This is a genomic window from Pseudomonas sp. SDO5522_S412 (genome assembly GCF_054071215.1).
On record NZ_JBSVWQ010000132.1, the window covers coordinates 1 to 16,238 of the forward strand.

Consider the following 16,238-nt stretch of genomic DNA (forward strand, 5'->3'; position numbering starts at 1 on the left):
CATCTGTTGAATGATCCACCGCTTTCGCGAGCAAGCCCGCTCCCACACTTGACCGGGTTTCAAGTCAAAACTTACTTCGTACCGCTCACCTGCTGGTACAGCGCATCCGCATTCGCATTGGTCACCGGCACCCACGGCAGGATGTAGTTCCTGGCGGTGCCGTCACCCCATTTCACGTCCTTGCCATAACGTTCCCAGATCACCGACTGCGGCTTGTAATCCTTGCCGGCCAGCGCCCGCAGCGCCACATCCAGCGCGCCTTGAGACTGGGCCTGGGCGTCCTGGAGGAAGGTGGTCACTTCATCTTTCTTCGCTGCCTGGATCGCATCCGGCATGCCGTCGATGGACGTCACCGGCACATCCTTGGACGTCAGCCCATGGGACTTCAACGCCTGCACCGCACCGAGGGCCATGTCATCGTTTTGCGCGATCACCCCGTTGATGCCCTTGGGGTGTGCGTTCAGCCAGTCTTCGGTCAGGGCCAGGGCCTGGGCGCGGTCCCAGTTGGCGGTTTTCTTCTCGATGATCTTGATGTCCGGGTGCTTGCCCAGTACTTCCATCTCGCCCTTTTCGCGGTCGATCTGCGCCGACTGGCCAATCGGGCCCTGGATGATCACCACGTTGCCGCGGCCCTTGAGTTTGTCGACCATGGCCTGGGCCTGCAGGCGACCGCCTTCCACGTCATCGTTGCCAACATAAGGCACGTTGGCGTCCGCCACCTTGGTGTTGGAGGCGATCACCACCACGTCATTGCTCATGGCGGCCTTCACGGTGCCGACGCCGGCCTTGGTGTCGATCGGCACAAACAGGATCGCGTCGTAGTGCTGGGTCACCATGTTTTCAATCTGGTTGTTCTGGGTCAGTGCGTCATAGTTGCCGTCGAACACGGTCAACTGCACGGTGCCGTCCTTGACTGCGGGGTGTTCCTTCAGCTCGCGCACCCAGTTCTGCATGAACTGGCCCTTGAGCCCGTACACGGCGGCGCCGATCTTGTAGGTCTTGCCATCGGCGGCCAGGGTGACACTGCTGGCGAGCAGGGAGAGTGCCGCGACGGCGGCCAAAGTCGTACCAGGTTTCATGAGAGAACTCCGTTATTGTTGTAGTGGTAGTTTTCAGAACTAGCGTTTCTTCTTGCGCCACACGTCAATCAGCACTGCGAACACGATGATCAGGCCCTTGGCGACCTGCTGGTAATAGGAGGACACGCCGAGCAGGTTCAGGCCGTTGTTGATCACGCCGATCAGCAATGCGCCAAACAGCGTGCCGACAATCGTGCCGGTACCGCCCGACAGGCTGGTGCCGCCGATTACCACGGCGGCAATCGCATCCAGCTCATACGAGGTGCCGGCCTGGGGCAGGGCAGAGGTGGTGCGCGCCGACAGCACCACACCGGCCAGCCCGGCGAGCAGGCCCGAGACCACGTACACCGAAAACATCACCTTGCGCACGCCGATCCCGGAGGTGCGCGCGCTCTTCTCGTTGCCACCCACCGCGTACACATAGCGGCCGTAGGTGGTGTAGCGCAGCACCATCCAGAAGATCAGCGCGACCACGGCGAAGATCACGATCGGCACACCGATCGGGCCGATCTTGCCAATACCCAGCGCCAGGTAGGCGTCGGGCAGGTCAGTAATCGGGCTGCCGTCGTTCAAGATGAAGGTCATGCCCCGGGCAATGCTCAACATGCCCAAGGTCGCGACAAAGGGCGGGATCGACAGGTTGGCCACCATAAAGCCGTTCACCACTCCGAGCATCGCCCCGGCGAACATCCCGGCGCTGACCGCCGCCAGCACGCCATACCCCTGGGTCGCGACCATGGCGCTGCACAGCCCGGCAAACGCCAGGATCGAGCCCACCGACAGGTCGATGCCCTTGGTCAGGATCACGTAGGTCATGCCCACGGCGAGGATCCCGTTGATCGAGGTCTGGCGCAGGATGTCCATCCAGTTGCGCCAGGTCATGAAGTATTCGCTGGCGAAGGCCATCACCAGGCACAGGAGGATGAACACCAGCGGCAGGCCGAAGCGGTCGAGGGACAGGCGCAGGCGGCTGCGGGGTGCGGTCGTGACGGGGGCGGCTGCAGGTGTAGAAAGTGATTTGGCATTCATGAGGCAAAACTCAACAAGGCTTCCTGGGAAAGGGCGGTATCGCTGCTGATGGTCACCAGCCTTCCGCCTTTGAACACGGCAATACGGTCACTCAGGTGCAGCAATTCCGGGGCTTCGGACGACACCACAATTGCCGCGCCGCCGGCGCGTACGAACTGGTCCAGTAGGTGATAGATCTCCTGCTTGGCGCCTTCATCGATGCCCCGGGTCGGCTCATCGCACAGCAGGCAGATCGGCTGGGTCGACAGGCATTTGGCGAGCACCACTTTTTGCTGGTTACCGCCGCTCATGGATTCCACCGGCAGGTCCAGGGAGGTGGTCTTGATCTGCAGGCGCTTGACCATGTCCTGGGCCAGTTGGTTTTCCTTGCGGGCATTGATCAGCGACCAGCTCGACAGCTGCTTGTAGGCCGACAATGCGATGTTCGAGAGGATGCTGCCGCTGAGCACCAGGCCGCTGTCCTTGCGGTCTTCGGTGACCAGTGACATGCCGGCCTGGATCGTTGCCTTGGGCAGGCCGATGGGCATCGGTTTGCCTTGCAGGGTCACGCTGCCGGAGTCCGGCGTGGTGAGGCCGTAGATGCAGTTGAGGAATTCGCTGCGGCCCGAGCCCATCAGCCCGTAGATGCCGAGAATCTCGCCCTGGCGCAGTTGCAGGCTGATGTCCTGGAACTCGCCGGCGCGGCTCAGGCTGTCGACGTCCAGGCAGCATTCGGCGGCGCATTCGCGGCCGACCTTGTGGTCGATGCGGGTCAGTTCCTGGCCGACGATGCCGCGCACCAGGTGGGCGCGGTCGATATCGGCCATGCGCCCGGTCTCAACGAAGGCGCCGTCGCGAAAGATGCTGTAGTCGTCGGCAATCTGCGCCAGTTCACTGAGGCGGTGCGACACATAGATGATGCCGGCACCACGGGCGGTGAGGCGGCGGATGGCCTTGAACAGGGTTTCGGCCTCGCGCTCGCCGATGGCCGAGGTGGGCTCGTCCATGATCATCACCTGGCAGTCGTGGCTGAATGCCTTGGCGATCTCCACCAACTGGATCTGCGCCACGCTCAGGCGATGCATGGGGCTGGTGGCGTCGACGTCGAACTCCAGGCCTTCCAGCAGTTCGCGAGTGCGCCGGTTGAGCTCCTTGCTGTCGACGATGCAGCCGGCGCGGCGCGGTTCGCGGCCCAGCCAGATGTTTTCGGCGACGGTCATGTAGGGGATGGGTTCCAGCTCCTGGGTGATCATCGCGATCCCCGCCGCGAGTGCTTCGCTGGGGCGGTTGAACTGGACGGGGGAGCCGTTGAGCAGGATGGTCCCGGCGTCACGCTGGGTGATGCCCATCAGGATGCTCAGAAAAGTCGATTTGCCTGCGCCATTGCCGCCGCACAGGGCGTGGACGCTGCCGGCCCGCAGAGAGAGGCGCCCCTCACGCAGGGCAGGAATCCCGGCGTAAGCCTTGGCGACGTGTTCAGCCTGGAGCAGTAATGGCGTGGCCATCGGCGTGTCCTCGTGCTGTGAATTCTTATTAGGTCGCACAGTCATGTTTCGCTGTGAGCATATGTGTATCAAATGAAATTCTGATCAGTCAATCTCTTTCACTGAAAAGTTGTAAATGGATGGATTTGCGCAAAGTGCGCCGGTTTAGAGGGCTTTGACTGGGAGGTCAGCTAAATCCTGCTTGACAGGGCGACTGGAATATCCGAGAAATGACTGAGATAAATTTCATCGAGTGATCATATGATCACTCTCCAGTACCCAAAACGGCAGCGGAGCCAAACGCCATGAACACACCTTTCCCGGTGGCTATCGGATGCGATGAAGCGGGTTATGAGCTCAAAGAGCTGTTGAAGCGCCATATTGAGGCGCTGGGTTACCCGGTGACGGACTTCGGCACCCATTCCACGGCGCCGGTGCTGTACCCGGACATTGCCCTGGCGGTGGCCACGGCGATCAATGCCGGCGAGCAACGCTTGGGCGTGCTGGTGTGCGGCACTGGCATCGGCATGGCCATCTCGGCCAACAAAGTCCTGGGGATTCGTGCGGCCCAGGCCCATGACACCTATTCGGCGGAGCGGGCACGCAAGAGCAACGATGCGCAGATCCTGTCCATCGGTGCACGGGTGATCGGCGCGGAACTGGCCAAGAGCATCGTCAAGTCGTTCCTGGAGTCGGAGTTCGAAGCCGCGCGTTCCGGGGCCAAGGTCGACCGCATCAACGCGATCGAGCGTGACGGGCATCAGTAGTGGACGGAACGGGGCAAGAGTCGGGAGAATGCGCCTTTGACACCGAAACGGAAGCCCGTGCCCATGAGTGACAGTACCCAGCGCATCGCCAGCGACATCGACCTGATGACCGAAGTGGCAATGCTCTATTACCTTGAGAACGTCACTCAGGAAGCCATCGCCAAGCGCTTCGACCTGTCCCGGGCAAAAGTCAGCCGCCTGCTCAAACGCGCACGGGATGAAGGGATTGTCGAGGTGCGGGTGTTGCAGCACCCGGCGATGAACAACGAGCTGGAACAGGCGCTGGTGGAGCGCTTCCAGCTGGACCGCGCCTTGATTGCGGTGGACCACAGCGACCCGGACACCCAGCGCTCGGCGGTGGCGAGCCTGGTGGCCAACTACCTGAACAAAACCCTCAGCGACGGCATGATCGTCGCGGTCGGCATGGGGCGTAATGTCGGTGCGGTGGCCGATAACGTATTTTTGCCGGTGACCCGCAACTGCACGTTTGTGTGCGCCATTGGCGGTTCGCTCAAGGCGGGTGAATACATGAACCCCGACCATATTTGCCGGCGCCTGGCCCTGCGGTTTGGTGGCGAGAGTGAAAGCCTGTACGCCCCGGCGCTGGTGGCCAACCCGGAACTGCGTGGGGTGTTGATCAGCAACGATACGGTGCGTTCCACGCTTGACCGTGCCCGCCGTGCGGACATGGCGTTGATCGGCATCGGTGACATGAGTGAAAACAGCAACATGGTGCGCATGGGGTGGTTTTCGCCCCAGGAAATTGCACAGGCGCGGTTGTCCGGCACGGTGGGGGACATGATGGGTTATGACTTCATCGACATTCATGGCCAGCCGGCGGTCAACGCGATTCAGGGGCGGGTGATCGGGTTGACGGTGCAGGAGCTGTTTCGGATTCCGGATGTGGTGGCGATTGCCAGTGAAAACACCAAGGCGGCGGCGACGCTGGGGGCGTTGCGCTCGGGAGTGATCAATACCCTGGCGACCACGGTGACCAATGCTCATACCATCCTTGCGCTGGATGACGCGACGCGTAAAAGCTGACACCGCCGATAGTCCAGGCCCTGAACATCACCTGTGGGAGCTGTCGAGCCTTGGCGAGGCTGCGATGGCATCACCGCGGTATGACTGGAGTACCGAGTTGTCTGCATCGCGGACAAGCCCGGCTCCCACAGTTGACTGCCTCAGGGTTTCCACACCTGCACATCCTGCGCATCCACCGCCTTGGGCAACAACCCCGCCTTGAAGAACGCATCCGCAATCTTCTGCTGCTCCCCCAACTGATCCAGCGTCACCGGCTGCACCTCATAACTGCGATGAGCATTGGCGGCCTCGACAGTCTCCACATCCAGGTTGCCCCACAACGGCCCCAGCACTTTCGCGGCATCACGCGGGTGGCTCTTCACCCACTTGCCAGCCTGGTGCAACTGCTCGTACACCAGCTTCAGCACTTCGGGATGCGCCTTGGCGTAGGGCGTACCCGTCAGGTAATAGCGCTTGTAGCTGGCCAGCCCGGTACCGTCCGCAAGGGTGCGGGTGGGCAGTTGGCGCTGCACGCTGGTGAGAAACGGTTCCCACGTGACCCAGGCATCAACCTTGTTGTTTTCAAATGCAGCGCGGCCATCGGCGGGCGTCAGGTACGCCGGCTCGATATCGGAGAAGGCCAGCCCCGCCTTGTTCAAGGCTGCGATCAATAAATAGTGAGTGCCGGCGGCCTTGGTCACGGCGATTTTCTTGCCTTTCAAGTCCGCCAGTTGCTGAATCGGCGAGTCCTTGCGCACCACGATCGCCTGGGCTTGAGGCGAGGGCGCTTCCTGGGCGAAGTAGGTGAGCTTGGCCTGGGCGGCCTGGGCGAAGATCGGTACGGTGTCGGCCACGTCAGCGCTGATATCCACGTTACCGACGTTCAGTGCTTCCAGCAGCGGCAGGCCACTGGGGAACTCGTGCCAGGTGACGTCGATGCCGTCGGCCTTGAGGGCTTTTTCCAGGGTGCCCTGGGTTTTCAGCAAGGTGATCAGGGTCGAGGATTTCTGGTAGCCGATGCGTACGGTTTCCTGGGCTTGTGTGCTCAGGGTGGTGCAGAGGCCCAGTGTGGCAAGGCCTGCGATGAAAAGGCGATGGAGCGAAAACTGGGGCATGGCGTGCTCGACTCTTAATGGATTAAGGTGAGCTTATTGTTCTAAAAAACATTCGATAAATAATTTTTCGATCTTAGCTTAGGCCTTTATCGGGTGCGCCGTTCGCGGCCTTTCAGCGTCAGGATGAAGGAGGGCGGTATGCAGTTGTATGTTGTTCGTCACGGCGAAACTCAAGCCAATGCCGAGGGGCGTTACCAGGGCTCGCTGGACATTGATCTCAACGAACGGGGCGTGCTGCAGGCGCGGGAGTTGCGGGAAAAATTGCCGGCGCAGATCGACGCCGTCATCGTCTCGCCGCTGCGCAGGGCTCAGCAAACGGCGGCCATTGTGTTTGCGGATGATGGGCTGCAACTGCCTACGCTGGATGCGTTTCGTGAGCGCGGCGTGGGGGTGTTTGAGGGACTGACCCAGGCGGAGGCGGCGCAGCGTTATCCCGACCTTTGGGCGCAGAATATTACCCGGCAATGGGAGCGGGCACCCACGGACGGTGAGTCAATCTCGCAGTTCGTCGAGCGCATCCGGGGCGGATTGAATCAGTTGCTGGTGAACCATGGGCAACAGGTGGTGGTGCTGGTTGCCCATGGGGTTGTCGCCAAGGCGATTCGCGCATTGGTTCGCGATGATTTCTCAGACTTCTTCGCCTGGCAGTTGCGCAATGGCGAAGTGCTGAGCCTCAACATCGACGCAGAGCCCAATGTGGCGAGGGAGCTTGCTCCCGTTGGGGTGCGAAGCGCCCCCTGGTAGGCCGCTGCGGTCTTTCAGGATGGGCCGGTCAATGCTTTTGGGGTTGCTGCGCAACCCAGCGGGAGCAAGCTCCCTCGCCACAGTGTGGGTGTGAGTCATGTCTACAGGGGAACGCTCAACGCCTGCGCAAACGCCTGGGGCGTAGGGCTTTCCGGCCAGGTCGGAACACCCTCCGCCAGCGTTACCCACGGCTGCTTGTGCCGCAGCCAGATATGCGCCACCGGCTGCACGGACGGGCTCTCATCCAGTGTCCCGACCCGCAGCACAACCAACCCCGGCGCTGCCGTCGTGGTGTTGCAGATCCGCGTATGGCACACCCCGCACAACCGATGTTCCGAGCGCTGCCCATCAACGTCATAGGTATATTCCGTCAGCGAACCTTCAACCCGCAGCGCATCCGCCGGCAACAGCGCATGCAGGGCAAACGCGCTGCCGCTCCAGGTCTGGCAGTGGCGGCAATGGCAGGCATACACCGCCAGCGGCGCGTCGGTATCGAGGGTGTAGGTCACGCGGGTGCAGCGACATTGGCCGGTGAGTGTCATCAAAAACGATCCTGTGCAAAGTGAGGGCGAAAGCCCCATCGGTTATGCTCGCCAGCATGCCGCAGCCCCCGAACAAAGAACATCCGCCAAAACTGCCCAGCGGCTCACAGGAAATGTATGAACGCCCCGCAACTCCAATGGGAAACCCAGCGCGCCTTCCTCGCCGTGTTGCGCACCGGCAGCCTGTCGGGCGCGGCCCGTTTGCTGGGGATTGCCCAGGCCACCGCGCGGCGACGGATCGAGGCCCTGGAGCAGAGCGTCGGGGTCAGCCTGTTTATCCGCTCACCCGCCGGGCTATTGCCCACCGAAACGGCCAAGGACCTGATCAGCCACGTTGAAGCGATGGCCGTTGCCGCCAACGCCTTCAGCCGCGCAGCCTCGGCCGACACGGCGCTCGCCGGCGGCACGGTGCGGCTCACCAGCGGCAAGCTGCTGGGCGTTGAAGTGCTGCCGCCCATGTTGCGCAGCCTGCGCCGTGATCATCCGCAATTGGCCATCGAACTGAGCGTATCCAATCGGCTGCAGGCACTTGCCCGGCAAGAGGCCGACGTCGCCGTACGCATCCGTCGCCCGGTCGAATCCACGGTGGTCGCGCGCAAGGTCGGCGACCTTCACGTAGGGTTGTACGCCGCACCCGAACTGTTGGCAGAGCAGGGCACGCCGGACACCGTTGCGCAATTGCACGGCTACCCGCTGATCGGGCCGGACCGCAACTTGCTGGAGATCGAATTCCTGGGTGAGCGCGGTTTCGACTGTTCGGCGCCCAGTACGGTGATTCGCACCGACGATCACCTCGCGCAGTTGGCCGCGTTGCGTGCGGGGCTGGGGATCGGCGTGTGTTCAGCCCAGGTGGCACAACGTCACGGGCTGGTGCGGGTGTTGCCCGCGCAGGTGGATTTCAAGGTTGACGTGTGGATCGCCATGCATCAGGACATGCGCAAGGTCCCGCGCATCGCCGTGGTGTTCGATGGCTTGGGCGCGGCACTGACGGACTTCTTTCAGCCGCGATAACGCAACGCGTCAACCAACAATGCAAATGCGGGCCAGCCCGTGCGGGCCATTCGCCCCGGCGACACGGTATGGATTGCACCCGGTGTCAAGCATTGGCATGGCGCCACGGCGAACACCGCCATGACCCATATCGCGATCAACGAAATGCTCGATGGCAAGGTGGTGGACTGGATGGAGCAGGTCAGCGACGAACAGTACGCCGCGCAGTAATCGGTTTCACCGCCGCAACTGCGGCTCGCCTTCAATGCAGCTCACCAGAAACTCCATCACCACCTTCACCGAAGGCGAGCGGCGCATATCCGGATACACCGTCAGCCAGATATCGCGAACCGGGCCTTCGGTGTTCGTTGCCAACCGCACCAATGCCGCGTCGTGATCGCCCACCAGCGTGGGCAACACCACTGCACCCACCTGGGCCCGGGCGGCCATTTGCTGGGTGATCAGGTCGCTGGCGGCGAAGGCAATCGTGCGGTTGCCGCGTACCTGATGCATCCACGCCTGTTGGGGCAGGTGGTCGCGGGTGGCGTCATAGGCAATGAACGTCCACTGTTCAGCGGGTAACTGCTTGAGCTCGGGCGTGGCATAGAGCCCGAAACGCACGGCGCCGACCTTTCTGCGTACCAGCGCTTCCTCATCGGGACGCACCGTGCGCAGGGCAATGTCGGCTTCGCCTTTGTCGAGGGCGGCCAGCGTCGTCGAGGACATCAACACGATATTCAGCTTGGGATACTGCGCCCTGAACCGTGCGACATGGGGCGCGATGCAGTGGATGGCAATCGACGGCGGGCAACTGACCCGCACGGTGCCGGCCACTTCGATCGAGGCCACGCGGGACAGGCGCATCACTTCGGTGGCCATGTCGCCCATGCCTGACGCCAATTTCGCCAGTGCCCGGCCTTCCTCGGTGAGCGGCCGACTGCGGGGCAGGCGGTCTACCAGTTTGACGCCGAGGGCTTTTTCCAGGGCATCGACGCGCCGGCCGACGGTGGCGTGTTCCACCTGCAGCTCGCGGGCGGCAGCCGACAGTGATTGGGTGCGCGCCAGCACGGTGAAGAAATACAGATCCTGCCAGTCGAACATCGGGTTATTTTCGCACGGAGGGTGGGAGGTGTTGGGGAATTCTCGTACAGATTAGCGCCTTTTACCATGGCGCATTCCCACTGCAAACGGAGTTGTCCCGCGATGAAAGCCCTCACCCTTGAAACCTACGGCGGCCCGGAAGTTGTTCAACTGCGCCTTGATGTGCCCAAACCCCAGGTGACCGCCGGCCATGTACTGGTCAAGGTGGCCTGTGCCGGGATCAATTTCATGGATGTTCACACCCGCCAGGGCAAGTACGCCAAGTCGGTGACCTACCCGGTACGGCTGCCGTGCACCCTGGGTATGGAAGGCGCGGGTGTGGTGGTGGCGGTGGGCGAGGGCGTGAGCCATTTGGCTCCGGGTGATCGGGTGGCCTGGTGCATTTCATGGGGCGCGTTCGCCGAATACGCCAGCGTGCCCGCCGCGCGAGTGGCGCAGATTCCCAATGCGATCGGCTTCGATCAGGCGGCTGCGGCGATGTTCCAGGGCTGCACGGCTCACTACCTGATTGAAGATGTCGCGCGGTTGCAGGCGGGCAACAGCTGCCTGATCCATGCCGCGTCCGGCAGCATCGGCCAGTTGCTGGTGCAAATGGCCCGGCGACTCGGTGCCACGGTATTCACCACCGGCAGCAGCACTGAAAAATGTGCGATTGCCCTTCAGCGCGGTGCTGATCACGCCTGGCCATACGACGGGTTTGCCGAGCGAGTCTTGCAGGTAACGCAGGGGCGGGGTGTGGACGTGGTGTTCGATTCGGTGGGCAAGGCCACCTTGCGTGAAAGCTTCAAGGCCTGTCGTACGCGGGGGCTGATCGTCAATTACGGCAACGTCTCCGGTTCGATCACTGACCTCGATCCGATGGAGTTGGGGGAGGCCGGTTCACTGTTCCTGACTCGCCCACGGCTCAACGACCACATGGCTGACGGGCCTACGGTGCAGAGGCGTGCCAATGCGGTGTTCGCGGCGATACTTGAAGGTTCGCTGACGGTGGATATCGAAGGGCATTACGCCCTGGAAGAGGTGCAGCAGGTGCACGCGAGGATTGAGGCACGGCAGCAGATTGGCAAGGCGGTGGTGTGGCTGGACCGTGAACTTCACTAATGGCGAGGGAGCTTGCGTGGCGAGGGAGCTTGCTCCCGCTGGGCTGCGAAGCGGCCCCAAAACCTGCCAATGGCGTCTTCCTGGAGAAACGCAGTGAGTTCATTGGGGCTGCTGCGCAGCCCAGCGGGAGCAAGCTCCCTCGCCACAGGGGTCGTGGCGCTTGTGAGGATCAGTTAACAGCAGGCGAAAAAAAGCCGGCTGATCAGGCCGGCTGGGGGTGAACCGCGAACGACAGGGGTTACGCGCGGTTTTCCATCAGGCGGTCAGCGCCACCTTCAGCTACACGGTTTTCTTGAAGACGGTCAGCACCACCTTCGGCTACGCGGTTTTCTTGAAGACGGTCAGCGCCACCTTCAGCTACACGGTTTTCTTGAAGGCGATCAGCACCACCTTCAGCAACACGACGTTCCAGCAGGCGATCAGACCCGCCTTCAGCAACGCGGCGTTCCAGCATACGGTCAGACCCACCCTCAGCCACGCGGCTGTCCATCAGGCGATCCGCGCCGCCTTCAGCGAGGGCAGGTTGGGTAAAGGCGCTTACAGCAAGTACCGAGAAAGCGAGGCTAAGCAAGAGTTGGCGTTTCATGAGGGTGTGCTCCGGGAAAGTCGTTGGTTGGTATGGATGCGATGTTACGCGGCAGATTTTTTAAGAGAACTTCATTGGGCTGATGGTGACTATCGACGCCAGCGATGGCCCGTTTTCCCGGGCCATCGCGTCGCTCATCACGGCATTTCTGGCAGTTCCCGAGGGCGCAGGTCGAACACCAGCACCTCGGCGTCCTCCCCATGGCTCAGGTGAATCTCCCGCTCATCGCGCACTCGGGCGCCGTCGCCTTCGTGCAAGCGCTGGCCATTGACTTCAACGCTGCCCCGCGCCACATGGATGTAGGCGTAGCGTTCCGGGGCCAGCGGCAGGCTGGCGGTTTCAAAGCCGTTGAACAGCCCGGCATACACCCGCGCGTCCTGGCGCACGCCGAGGGAGCCGTCGGTGCCTTCCGGCGAGATGATCAACTGCAACCGGCCGCGTTTCTGCGCCTCGGTGAAGTGCTCCTGCTGATAGCGCGGTTCGGCGCCCGCCACATCCGGCACGATCCAGATTTGCAGGAAGTGCACGCCCTGGGTGTGGCTGTGGTTGAACTCGCTGTGGGCCACGCCGCTGCCGGCGCTCATCAGTTGCACGTCGCCGGGGCGAATCACCGAACCGGTGCCCAGGGTGTCCTTGTGTTCCAGGGCGCCTTCGAGCACATAGGAGAAAATCTCCATGTCGCGGTGCGGGTGTTGGCCGAAGCCCTTGCCGGCGGCAACCCGGTCATCGTTGATCACCAGCAGGTCGGAAAAACCCTGTTCCTTGGGGTTCCAGTAGTTGGCGAACGAGAAGGTGTGGAACGACTTCAACCAACCGTGATTGGCGGCGCCGCGTTCCGAGGCTTTGCGAAGGGTCAGCATGGGGTGTTCTCCTCAAGGGAAGCTTGGCTGCGAGATGCAGGGCTTCGGTGTGAGGAGAAGATTACTGGTTAACGATAGGTTGATTAAGAAGCTGAAATCGGAATGACTGTCTCTTTTAGATTGACGATCGCCAGCTGTGCCGTCCGCAGATGATGGCGGTAGCGCAGCTGAAGTTTGCGCCAGGCCATTGGGTTCACGCCTTCGCTGCGGCTGAACAGGTGACAGAAGTGCGCCTGGTCGCAGAACCCGCATTCCTGGCTGATCTGCGTCAGGCTCAGGGCGGAGCCGGTGATCAGCACCTTGGCCTGCTTGATGCGTTGCTGGCGAATCCATTCCTGGGGCGATACACCGGTGGTGCGCTTGAAGGCCCTGGAGAAATGGCTGCGGGACAGCTCACAGGCGCGAGCCAGTTCCGTCACCTCCAGGGGGCCAGCAAGATTGGCGAGGATCAATTGCTTGACCCTCTGTTCCCGCTCTGAACACAGGGTTCCGGTTGCAGCTGCTGGTTGAGCCATGATCGCTATCCGTGGTCGATGGGCGCTTGTTTTCACACACCTTACCGGTGAATGAATCCCCAGTGTAGACCGCTGCAAGCATCTGTTGAACTGAGCACATGCATGCAATTTTTCTGGATCGGGCCGTCGCACACTAGCGCGAACGTTCAAGCATCCAGGGGAAGGGCACGATGGACTCAACAGCACAAGGCGGGCCGGACGAGGTCGTGACCCTGGTGGTCAAGCACCGCATAAAACCCGGGCTTGAAGCCGACTACGAAGCCTGGCTGCGACGCATCGTGCGTATTGCCGGTGAGCGTCCCGGCCACCTCGGCGTTGACGTTGTGCGCAGCAAGCAGGGCGGCCTTGCGTTGTTCACCTGCGTGCTGCGTTACCGCTCCACCGAAGACCTGGAGCGCTGGCTCGATTCGCCGCAGCGCCTGGAGCTGATCAACCAAGCCGCACCGATGCTGGCCGACGGCGACCAGACCGAAGTCGGCGCGGTCAACGAGTTCTGGTTCTCGCCCCTGGCCGATGCTGCCGCCAAGCCGCCGCGCTGGAAACAGGCAGTGGTCACGCTGCTGGTGATCCTGCCGCTGACCTTGCTGGTGCCGATCATCTGGGGCCCGGTACTGCGGCTGCACCCGTTCCTGTCCAACTACATCGTCGCCACCTTCCTGGTCACCCTGACCATCGTTGTACTGGTGGTTTACCTGCTGATGCCGGCGGCCACCCGTCTGTTCGCGCCCTGGCTTGAAGCCTCTGTAAAGGAAACCCTATGAACGCCGACCTGATTCTGTTCAATGGCCAGTTCCACACCGTGGACCGTGAAAATCCCCGCGCCACGGCAGTTGCGATCCACCAGGGACGCTTCGTCGCGGTGGGCACCGACGGCGAAGCCATGGCCCTGCGCGGCAGTGGTACCCAGGTCATCGACCTCAAGGGTCGCACTGTCATCCCTGGCCTCAACGACTCGCACCTGCACCTGATCCGTGGCGGCCTGAACTACAACCTCGAACTGCGCTGGGAAGGCGTGCCGTCACTGGCCGATGCCCTGCGCATGCTCAAGGATCAGGCTGACCGTACGCCCACGCCGCAGTGGGTGAGGGTGGTGGGCGGCTGGAACGAATTCCAGTTCGCCGAAAAACGCATGCCCACCCTCGACGAGCTCAACCAGGCCGCCCCCGATACGCCGGTGTTCGTGTTGCACCTGTATGACCGGGCCTTGCTCAACCGCGCCGCCCTGCGCGTGGCTGGCTACACCAAGGACACACCGAACCCGCCCGGCGGCGAGATCGTGCGCGACCATAACGGCAACCCCACCGGCATGCTGGTGGCGCGGCCCAACGCGATGATTCTCTACGCGACCCTGGCCAAGGGCCCGAAACTGCCCCTGGAATACCAGGTGAATTCCACCCGCCAGTTCATGCGCGAACTCAACCGCCTGGGCCTGACCAGTGCCATCGACGCCGGCGGTGGTTTCCAGAACTATCCCGACGATTACGCCGTGATCGAACAGTTGGCCAAGGACCAGCAACTGACCGTGCGCATCGCCTACAACCTGTTCACCCAGAAGCCCAAGGAAGAACTCAGCGACTTCAAGAACTGGACCGGCAGCGTGACCCTGCATCAGGGCGACGACTACCTGCGCCACAACGGCGCCGGCGAAATGCTGGTGTTCTCGGCGGCCGACTTCGAAGACTTCCTCGAACCACGCCCAGACCTGCCGCTGACCATGGAGCAGGAACTGGAGCCGGTGGTGCGCCACCTGGTGGAACAGCGCTGGCCGTTCCGCCTGCACGCCACCTACAACGAGTCGATCTCGCGGATGCTCGACGTGTTCGAGAAGGTCAACCGCGACATCCCGTTCAACGGCTTGCCATGGTTCTTCGACCACGCCGAAACCATCACCCCGCAGAACATCGAGCGCGTGCGGGCGCTGGGCGGCGGCATCGCGATCCAGGACCGCATGGCGTTCCAGGGTGAGTACTTTGTGGAGCGCTACGGCGCCAAGGCCGCCGAGGCCACGCCGCCGATCAAACGCATGCTCGCCGAAGGCGTGCCGGTGGGCGCTGGCACCGACGCCACCCGGGTGTCGAGCTACAACCCCTGGACCTCGCTGTACTGGATGGTCAGCGGCCGCACCGTCGGCGGGCTGGAACTGCACGCCGAGGGGCTGCCCCGGCTGACGGCCCTGGAACTGTTCACCCACGGCAGCGCCTGGTTCTCCTCCGAGCAAGGCAAGAAGGGCCAGATCAAGGTCGGCCAACTGGCGGACGTGGCGGCACTGTCGGCGGACTTCTTCAGTGTCGACGAGGAAGCCATCAAGTGGATCGAATCGGTACTCACCGTGGTCGGCGGCAAGGTGGTGTACGGCGCCGGCGACTTTGAAGATTTCGCACCACCCAGCGTGCCGGTGCTGCCGGACTGGTCGCCGGTGGTCAAGGTACCGGGCCACTGGCGCCCGGCGTCAGCGCTGCAAGCCCAGGTGCACCAGTGCAGCGGCCCCTGTGGCGTGCATGCCCATAGCCATGAACGGGCGCGTCTCTCGAACGTGCCGGTCAGCGACTTCCAGGGTTTCTGGGGCGCGTTTGGCTGCTCGTGTTTTGCCTTCTGAATCTAACCCCAAAAGAGTATTCCCATGACTTACAAACGCCTGAACAAAGATGACGCCGTGGTCCTGCTGGTGGATCACCAGACCGGCCTGATTTCCCTGGTGCAGGACTTCTCGCCCAACGAGTTCAAGAACAACGTGCTGGCCCTGGCGGACCTGGCCAAGTTCTTCAAGCTGCCGACTATCCTCACCACCAGTTTCGAAAGCGGCCCCAACGGCCCGATGGTGCCGGAGCTGAAAGAACTGTTCCCGGACGCGCCGTACATCCCGCGCCCTGGCCAGATCAACGCATGGGACAACGAAGATTTCGTCAAGGCAGTGAAAGCCACCGGCCGCAAGCAACTGATCATTGCCGGTGTGGTGACCGACGTGTGCGTGACCTTCCCGACGCTGTCGGCCCTGGCTGAAGGGTTTGAAGTGTTTGTGGTCACCGATGCTTCGGGCACCTTCAATGAGACCGTGCAACAGGCGGCGTGGGCACGCATGACGGCGGCCGGTGCACAGCTGGTGAACTGGTTCTCGGTGGCCTGCGAGCTGCAGGTGGACTGGCGCAACGACATGGAAGGCTTGGCGAATCTGCTGTCGCCGCGTATTCCCAACTATCGCAATTTGATGAACAGCTACTCGGCGCTGACGGCCAAATAAACCGCTCTCTGATATGCAGGTAATCCAATGTGGGAGCGGGCTTGCTCGCGAAGGCGGTGTGCCAGTCAATACATGTACCGACTGA

General features: G+C 62.3%; 17 protein-coding genes and 1 pseudogene. 9 read left to right on the forward strand and 9 right to left on the reverse strand.

Annotated features, from left to right (window positions below):
- Positions 1-71 precede the first annotated feature (71 nt).
- The 3 genes from ACW9I6_RS22220 to ACW9I6_RS22230 are packed head-to-tail and all read right to left on the reverse strand — an operon-like array spanning position 72 to position 3,592.
- Positions 72-1,079: a substrate-binding domain-containing protein gene (locus ACW9I6_RS22220; protein ID WP_087694868.1), complete on the reverse strand. Its 1,008-nt coding sequence runs from the start codon at positions 1,077-1,079 to the stop codon at positions 72-74.
- A 39-nt stretch (positions 1,080-1,118) separates the two neighbouring features.
- Positions 1,119-2,108, reverse strand: a complete 990-nt coding sequence (locus tag ACW9I6_RS22225) for an ABC transporter permease (protein ID WP_003215711.1) — start codon at positions 2,106-2,108, stop codon at positions 1,119-1,121.
- Complete coding sequence (locus tag ACW9I6_RS22230; RefSeq protein ID WP_457339840.1) at positions 2,105-3,592, reverse strand: sugar ABC transporter ATP-binding protein; 1,488 nt, start codon at positions 3,590-3,592, stop codon at positions 2,105-2,107. The genes ACW9I6_RS22225 and ACW9I6_RS22230 overlap by 4 nt, the downstream gene beginning before the upstream one ends.
- A gap of 284 nt (positions 3,593-3,876) precedes the next feature.
- Between ACW9I6_RS22230 and rpiB the strand changes: the two genes are divergently transcribed.
- Together rpiB and ACW9I6_RS22240 are read left to right on the forward strand one after the other, a co-directional pair.
- The gene (gene rpiB / locus ACW9I6_RS22235; RefSeq protein ID WP_003215716.1) at positions 3,877-4,338 is read left to right on the forward strand and encodes a ribose 5-phosphate isomerase B; all 462 of its coding nucleotides are present in this window, start codon (positions 3,877-3,879) and stop codon (positions 4,336-4,338) included.
- Positions 4,339-4,401: 63 nt separating this feature from the next.
- Positions 4,402-5,382: a sugar-binding transcriptional regulator gene (locus ACW9I6_RS22240; protein WP_003215718.1), complete on the forward strand. Its 981-nt coding sequence runs from the start codon at positions 4,402-4,404 to the stop codon at positions 5,380-5,382.
- Positions 5,383-5,522: 140 nt separating this feature from the next.
- Here ACW9I6_RS22240 and ACW9I6_RS22245 read toward each other — a convergent pair whose 3' ends face one another.
- Positions 5,523-6,476 (reverse strand): aliphatic sulfonate ABC transporter substrate-binding protein, encoded by a 954-nt coding sequence (locus tag ACW9I6_RS22245; protein WP_003215720.1) that lies wholly within the window; start codon positions 6,474-6,476, stop codon positions 5,523-5,525.
- A 138-nt stretch (positions 6,477-6,614) separates the two neighbouring features.
- Here ACW9I6_RS22245 and ACW9I6_RS22250 point away from each other — a divergent pair, with 138 nt between their 5' ends.
- Positions 6,615-7,220: a histidine phosphatase family protein gene (locus ACW9I6_RS22250; protein ID WP_003215723.1), complete on the forward strand. Its 606-nt coding sequence runs from the start codon at positions 6,615-6,617 to the stop codon at positions 7,218-7,220.
- 101 nt (positions 7,221-7,321) lie between these two features.
- On the opposite strand, the gene ACW9I6_RS22255 is transcribed toward ACW9I6_RS22250, so the two are convergent.
- The gene (locus ACW9I6_RS22255; RefSeq protein ID WP_003215724.1) at positions 7,322-7,762 is read right to left on the reverse strand and encodes a GFA family protein; all 441 of its coding nucleotides are present in this window, start codon (positions 7,760-7,762) and stop codon (positions 7,322-7,324) included.
- A 117-nt stretch (positions 7,763-7,879) separates the two neighbouring features.
- Between ACW9I6_RS22255 and ACW9I6_RS22260 the strand changes: the two genes are divergently transcribed.
- The gene (locus ACW9I6_RS22260; protein WP_214498920.1) at positions 7,880-8,773 is read left to right on the forward strand and encodes a LysR family transcriptional regulator; all 894 of its coding nucleotides are present in this window, start codon (positions 7,880-7,882) and stop codon (positions 8,771-8,773) included.
- 30 nt (positions 8,774-8,803) lie between these two features.
- Positions 8,804-8,983: pseudogene (locus ACW9I6_RS22265) on the forward strand ((R)-mandelonitrile lyase); the annotation flags it as partial.
- Between the two features lie 6 nt (positions 8,984-8,989).
- Here the strand turns inward: ACW9I6_RS22265 and ACW9I6_RS22270 are convergent.
- Positions 8,990-9,853, reverse strand: a complete 864-nt coding sequence (locus ACW9I6_RS22270) for a LysR family transcriptional regulator (RefSeq protein ID WP_457339841.1) — start codon at positions 9,851-9,853, stop codon at positions 8,990-8,992.
- Positions 9,854-9,955: 102 nt separating this feature from the next.
- Here ACW9I6_RS22270 and ACW9I6_RS22275 point away from each other — a divergent pair, with 102 nt between their 5' ends.
- Positions 9,956-10,954 carry a quinone oxidoreductase family protein gene (locus tag ACW9I6_RS22275; protein ID WP_177028410.1) on the forward strand — a complete coding sequence of 333 codons (999 nt, stop codon included), beginning with the start codon at positions 9,956-9,958 and terminating at the stop codon, positions 10,952-10,954.
- 238 nt (positions 10,955-11,192) lie between these two features.
- Here ACW9I6_RS22275 and ACW9I6_RS22280 read toward each other — a convergent pair whose 3' ends face one another.
- From ACW9I6_RS22280 to ACW9I6_RS22290, 3 genes are all read right to left on the reverse strand, one after another.
- Positions 11,193-11,540 (reverse strand): hypothetical protein, encoded by a 348-nt coding sequence (locus ACW9I6_RS22280; RefSeq protein ID WP_087694860.1) that lies wholly within the window; start codon positions 11,538-11,540, stop codon positions 11,193-11,195.
- A gap of 137 nt (positions 11,541-11,677) precedes the next feature.
- The gene (locus ACW9I6_RS22285) at positions 11,678-12,400 is read right to left on the reverse strand and encodes a pirin family protein (RefSeq protein ID WP_008434624.1); all 723 of its coding nucleotides are present in this window, start codon (positions 12,398-12,400) and stop codon (positions 11,678-11,680) included.
- Positions 12,401-12,483: 83 nt separating this feature from the next.
- Positions 12,484-12,915 carry an AraC family transcriptional regulator gene (locus tag ACW9I6_RS22290; protein WP_023658747.1) on the reverse strand — a complete coding sequence of 144 codons (432 nt, stop codon included), beginning with the start codon at positions 12,913-12,915 and terminating at the stop codon, positions 12,484-12,486.
- A 170-nt stretch (positions 12,916-13,085) separates the two neighbouring features.
- Between ACW9I6_RS22290 and ACW9I6_RS22295 the strand changes: the two genes are divergently transcribed.
- From ACW9I6_RS22295 to ycaC, 3 genes are read left to right on the forward strand one after another with little or no spacing between them, the layout of a single operon-like run.
- Complete coding sequence (locus ACW9I6_RS22295) at positions 13,086-13,676, forward strand: antibiotic biosynthesis monooxygenase (RefSeq protein ID WP_003207311.1); 591 nt, start codon at positions 13,086-13,088, stop codon at positions 13,674-13,676.
- Entirely contained in the window at positions 13,673-15,511 is a 1,839-nt protein-coding gene (locus tag ACW9I6_RS22300) for an amidohydrolase (protein WP_003207313.1), read from the forward strand. Before ACW9I6_RS22295 ends, ACW9I6_RS22300 begins: the two co-directional genes overlap by 4 nt.
- A gap of 18 nt (positions 15,512-15,529) precedes the next feature.
- Entirely contained in the window at positions 15,530-16,153 is a 624-nt protein-coding gene (ycaC, locus tag ACW9I6_RS22305) for an isochorismate family cysteine hydrolase YcaC (RefSeq protein ID WP_161635723.1), read from the forward strand.
- Positions 16,154-16,238: the final 85 nt, after the last annotated feature.

Coding starts and splice junctions, on each gene's coding strand:
- ACW9I6_RS22240 (WP_003215718.1), top strand. CDS start 4,402: ATGAGTGACAGTACCCAGCGCATCGCCAGCGACATCGACCTGATGACC.
- ACW9I6_RS22260 (WP_214498920.1), top strand. CDS start 7,880: ATGAACGCCCCGCAACTCCAATGGGAAACCCAGCGCGCCTTCCTCGCC.
- rpiB (WP_003215716.1), top strand. CDS start 3,877: ATGAACACACCTTTCCCGGTGGCTATCGGATGCGATGAAGCGGGTTAT.
- ACW9I6_RS22230 (WP_457339840.1), bottom strand. CDS start 3,592: ATGGCCACGCCATTACTGCTCCAGGCTGAACACGTCGCCAAGGCTTAC.
- ACW9I6_RS22295 (WP_003207311.1), top strand. CDS start 13,086: ATGGACTCAACAGCACAAGGCGGGCCGGACGAGGTCGTGACCCTGGTG.
- ACW9I6_RS22250 (WP_003215723.1), top strand. CDS start 6,615: ATGCAGTTGTATGTTGTTCGTCACGGCGAAACTCAAGCCAATGCCGAG.
- ACW9I6_RS22255 (WP_003215724.1), bottom strand. CDS start 7,762: ATGACACTCACCGGCCAATGTCGCTGCACCCGCGTGACCTACACCCTC.
- ACW9I6_RS22280 (WP_087694860.1), bottom strand. CDS start 11,540: ATGAAACGCCAACTCTTGCTTAGCCTCGCTTTCTCGGTACTTGCTGTA.
- ACW9I6_RS22285 (WP_008434624.1), bottom strand. CDS start 12,400: ATGCTGACCCTTCGCAAAGCCTCGGAACGCGGCGCCGCCAATCACGGT.
- ACW9I6_RS22300 (WP_003207313.1), top strand. CDS start 13,673: ATGAACGCCGACCTGATTCTGTTCAATGGCCAGTTCCACACCGTGGAC.
- ACW9I6_RS22225 (WP_003215711.1), bottom strand. CDS start 2,108: ATGAATGCCAAATCACTTTCTACACCTGCAGCCGCCCCCGTCACGACC.
- ACW9I6_RS22290 (WP_023658747.1), bottom strand. CDS start 12,915: ATGGCTCAACCAGCAGCTGCAACCGGAACCCTGTGTTCAGAGCGGGAA.
- ACW9I6_RS22245 (WP_003215720.1), bottom strand. CDS start 6,476: ATGCCCCAGTTTTCGCTCCATCGCCTTTTCATCGCAGGCCTTGCCACA.
- ACW9I6_RS22275 (WP_177028410.1), top strand. CDS start 9,956: ATGAAAGCCCTCACCCTTGAAACCTACGGCGGCCCGGAAGTTGTTCAA.
- ACW9I6_RS22270 (WP_457339841.1), bottom strand. CDS start 9,853: ATGTTCGACTGGCAGGATCTGTATTTCTTCACCGTGCTGGCGCGCACC.
- ACW9I6_RS22220 (WP_087694868.1), bottom strand. CDS start 1,079: ATGAAACCTGGTACGACTTTGGCCGCCGTCGCGGCACTCTCCCTGCTC.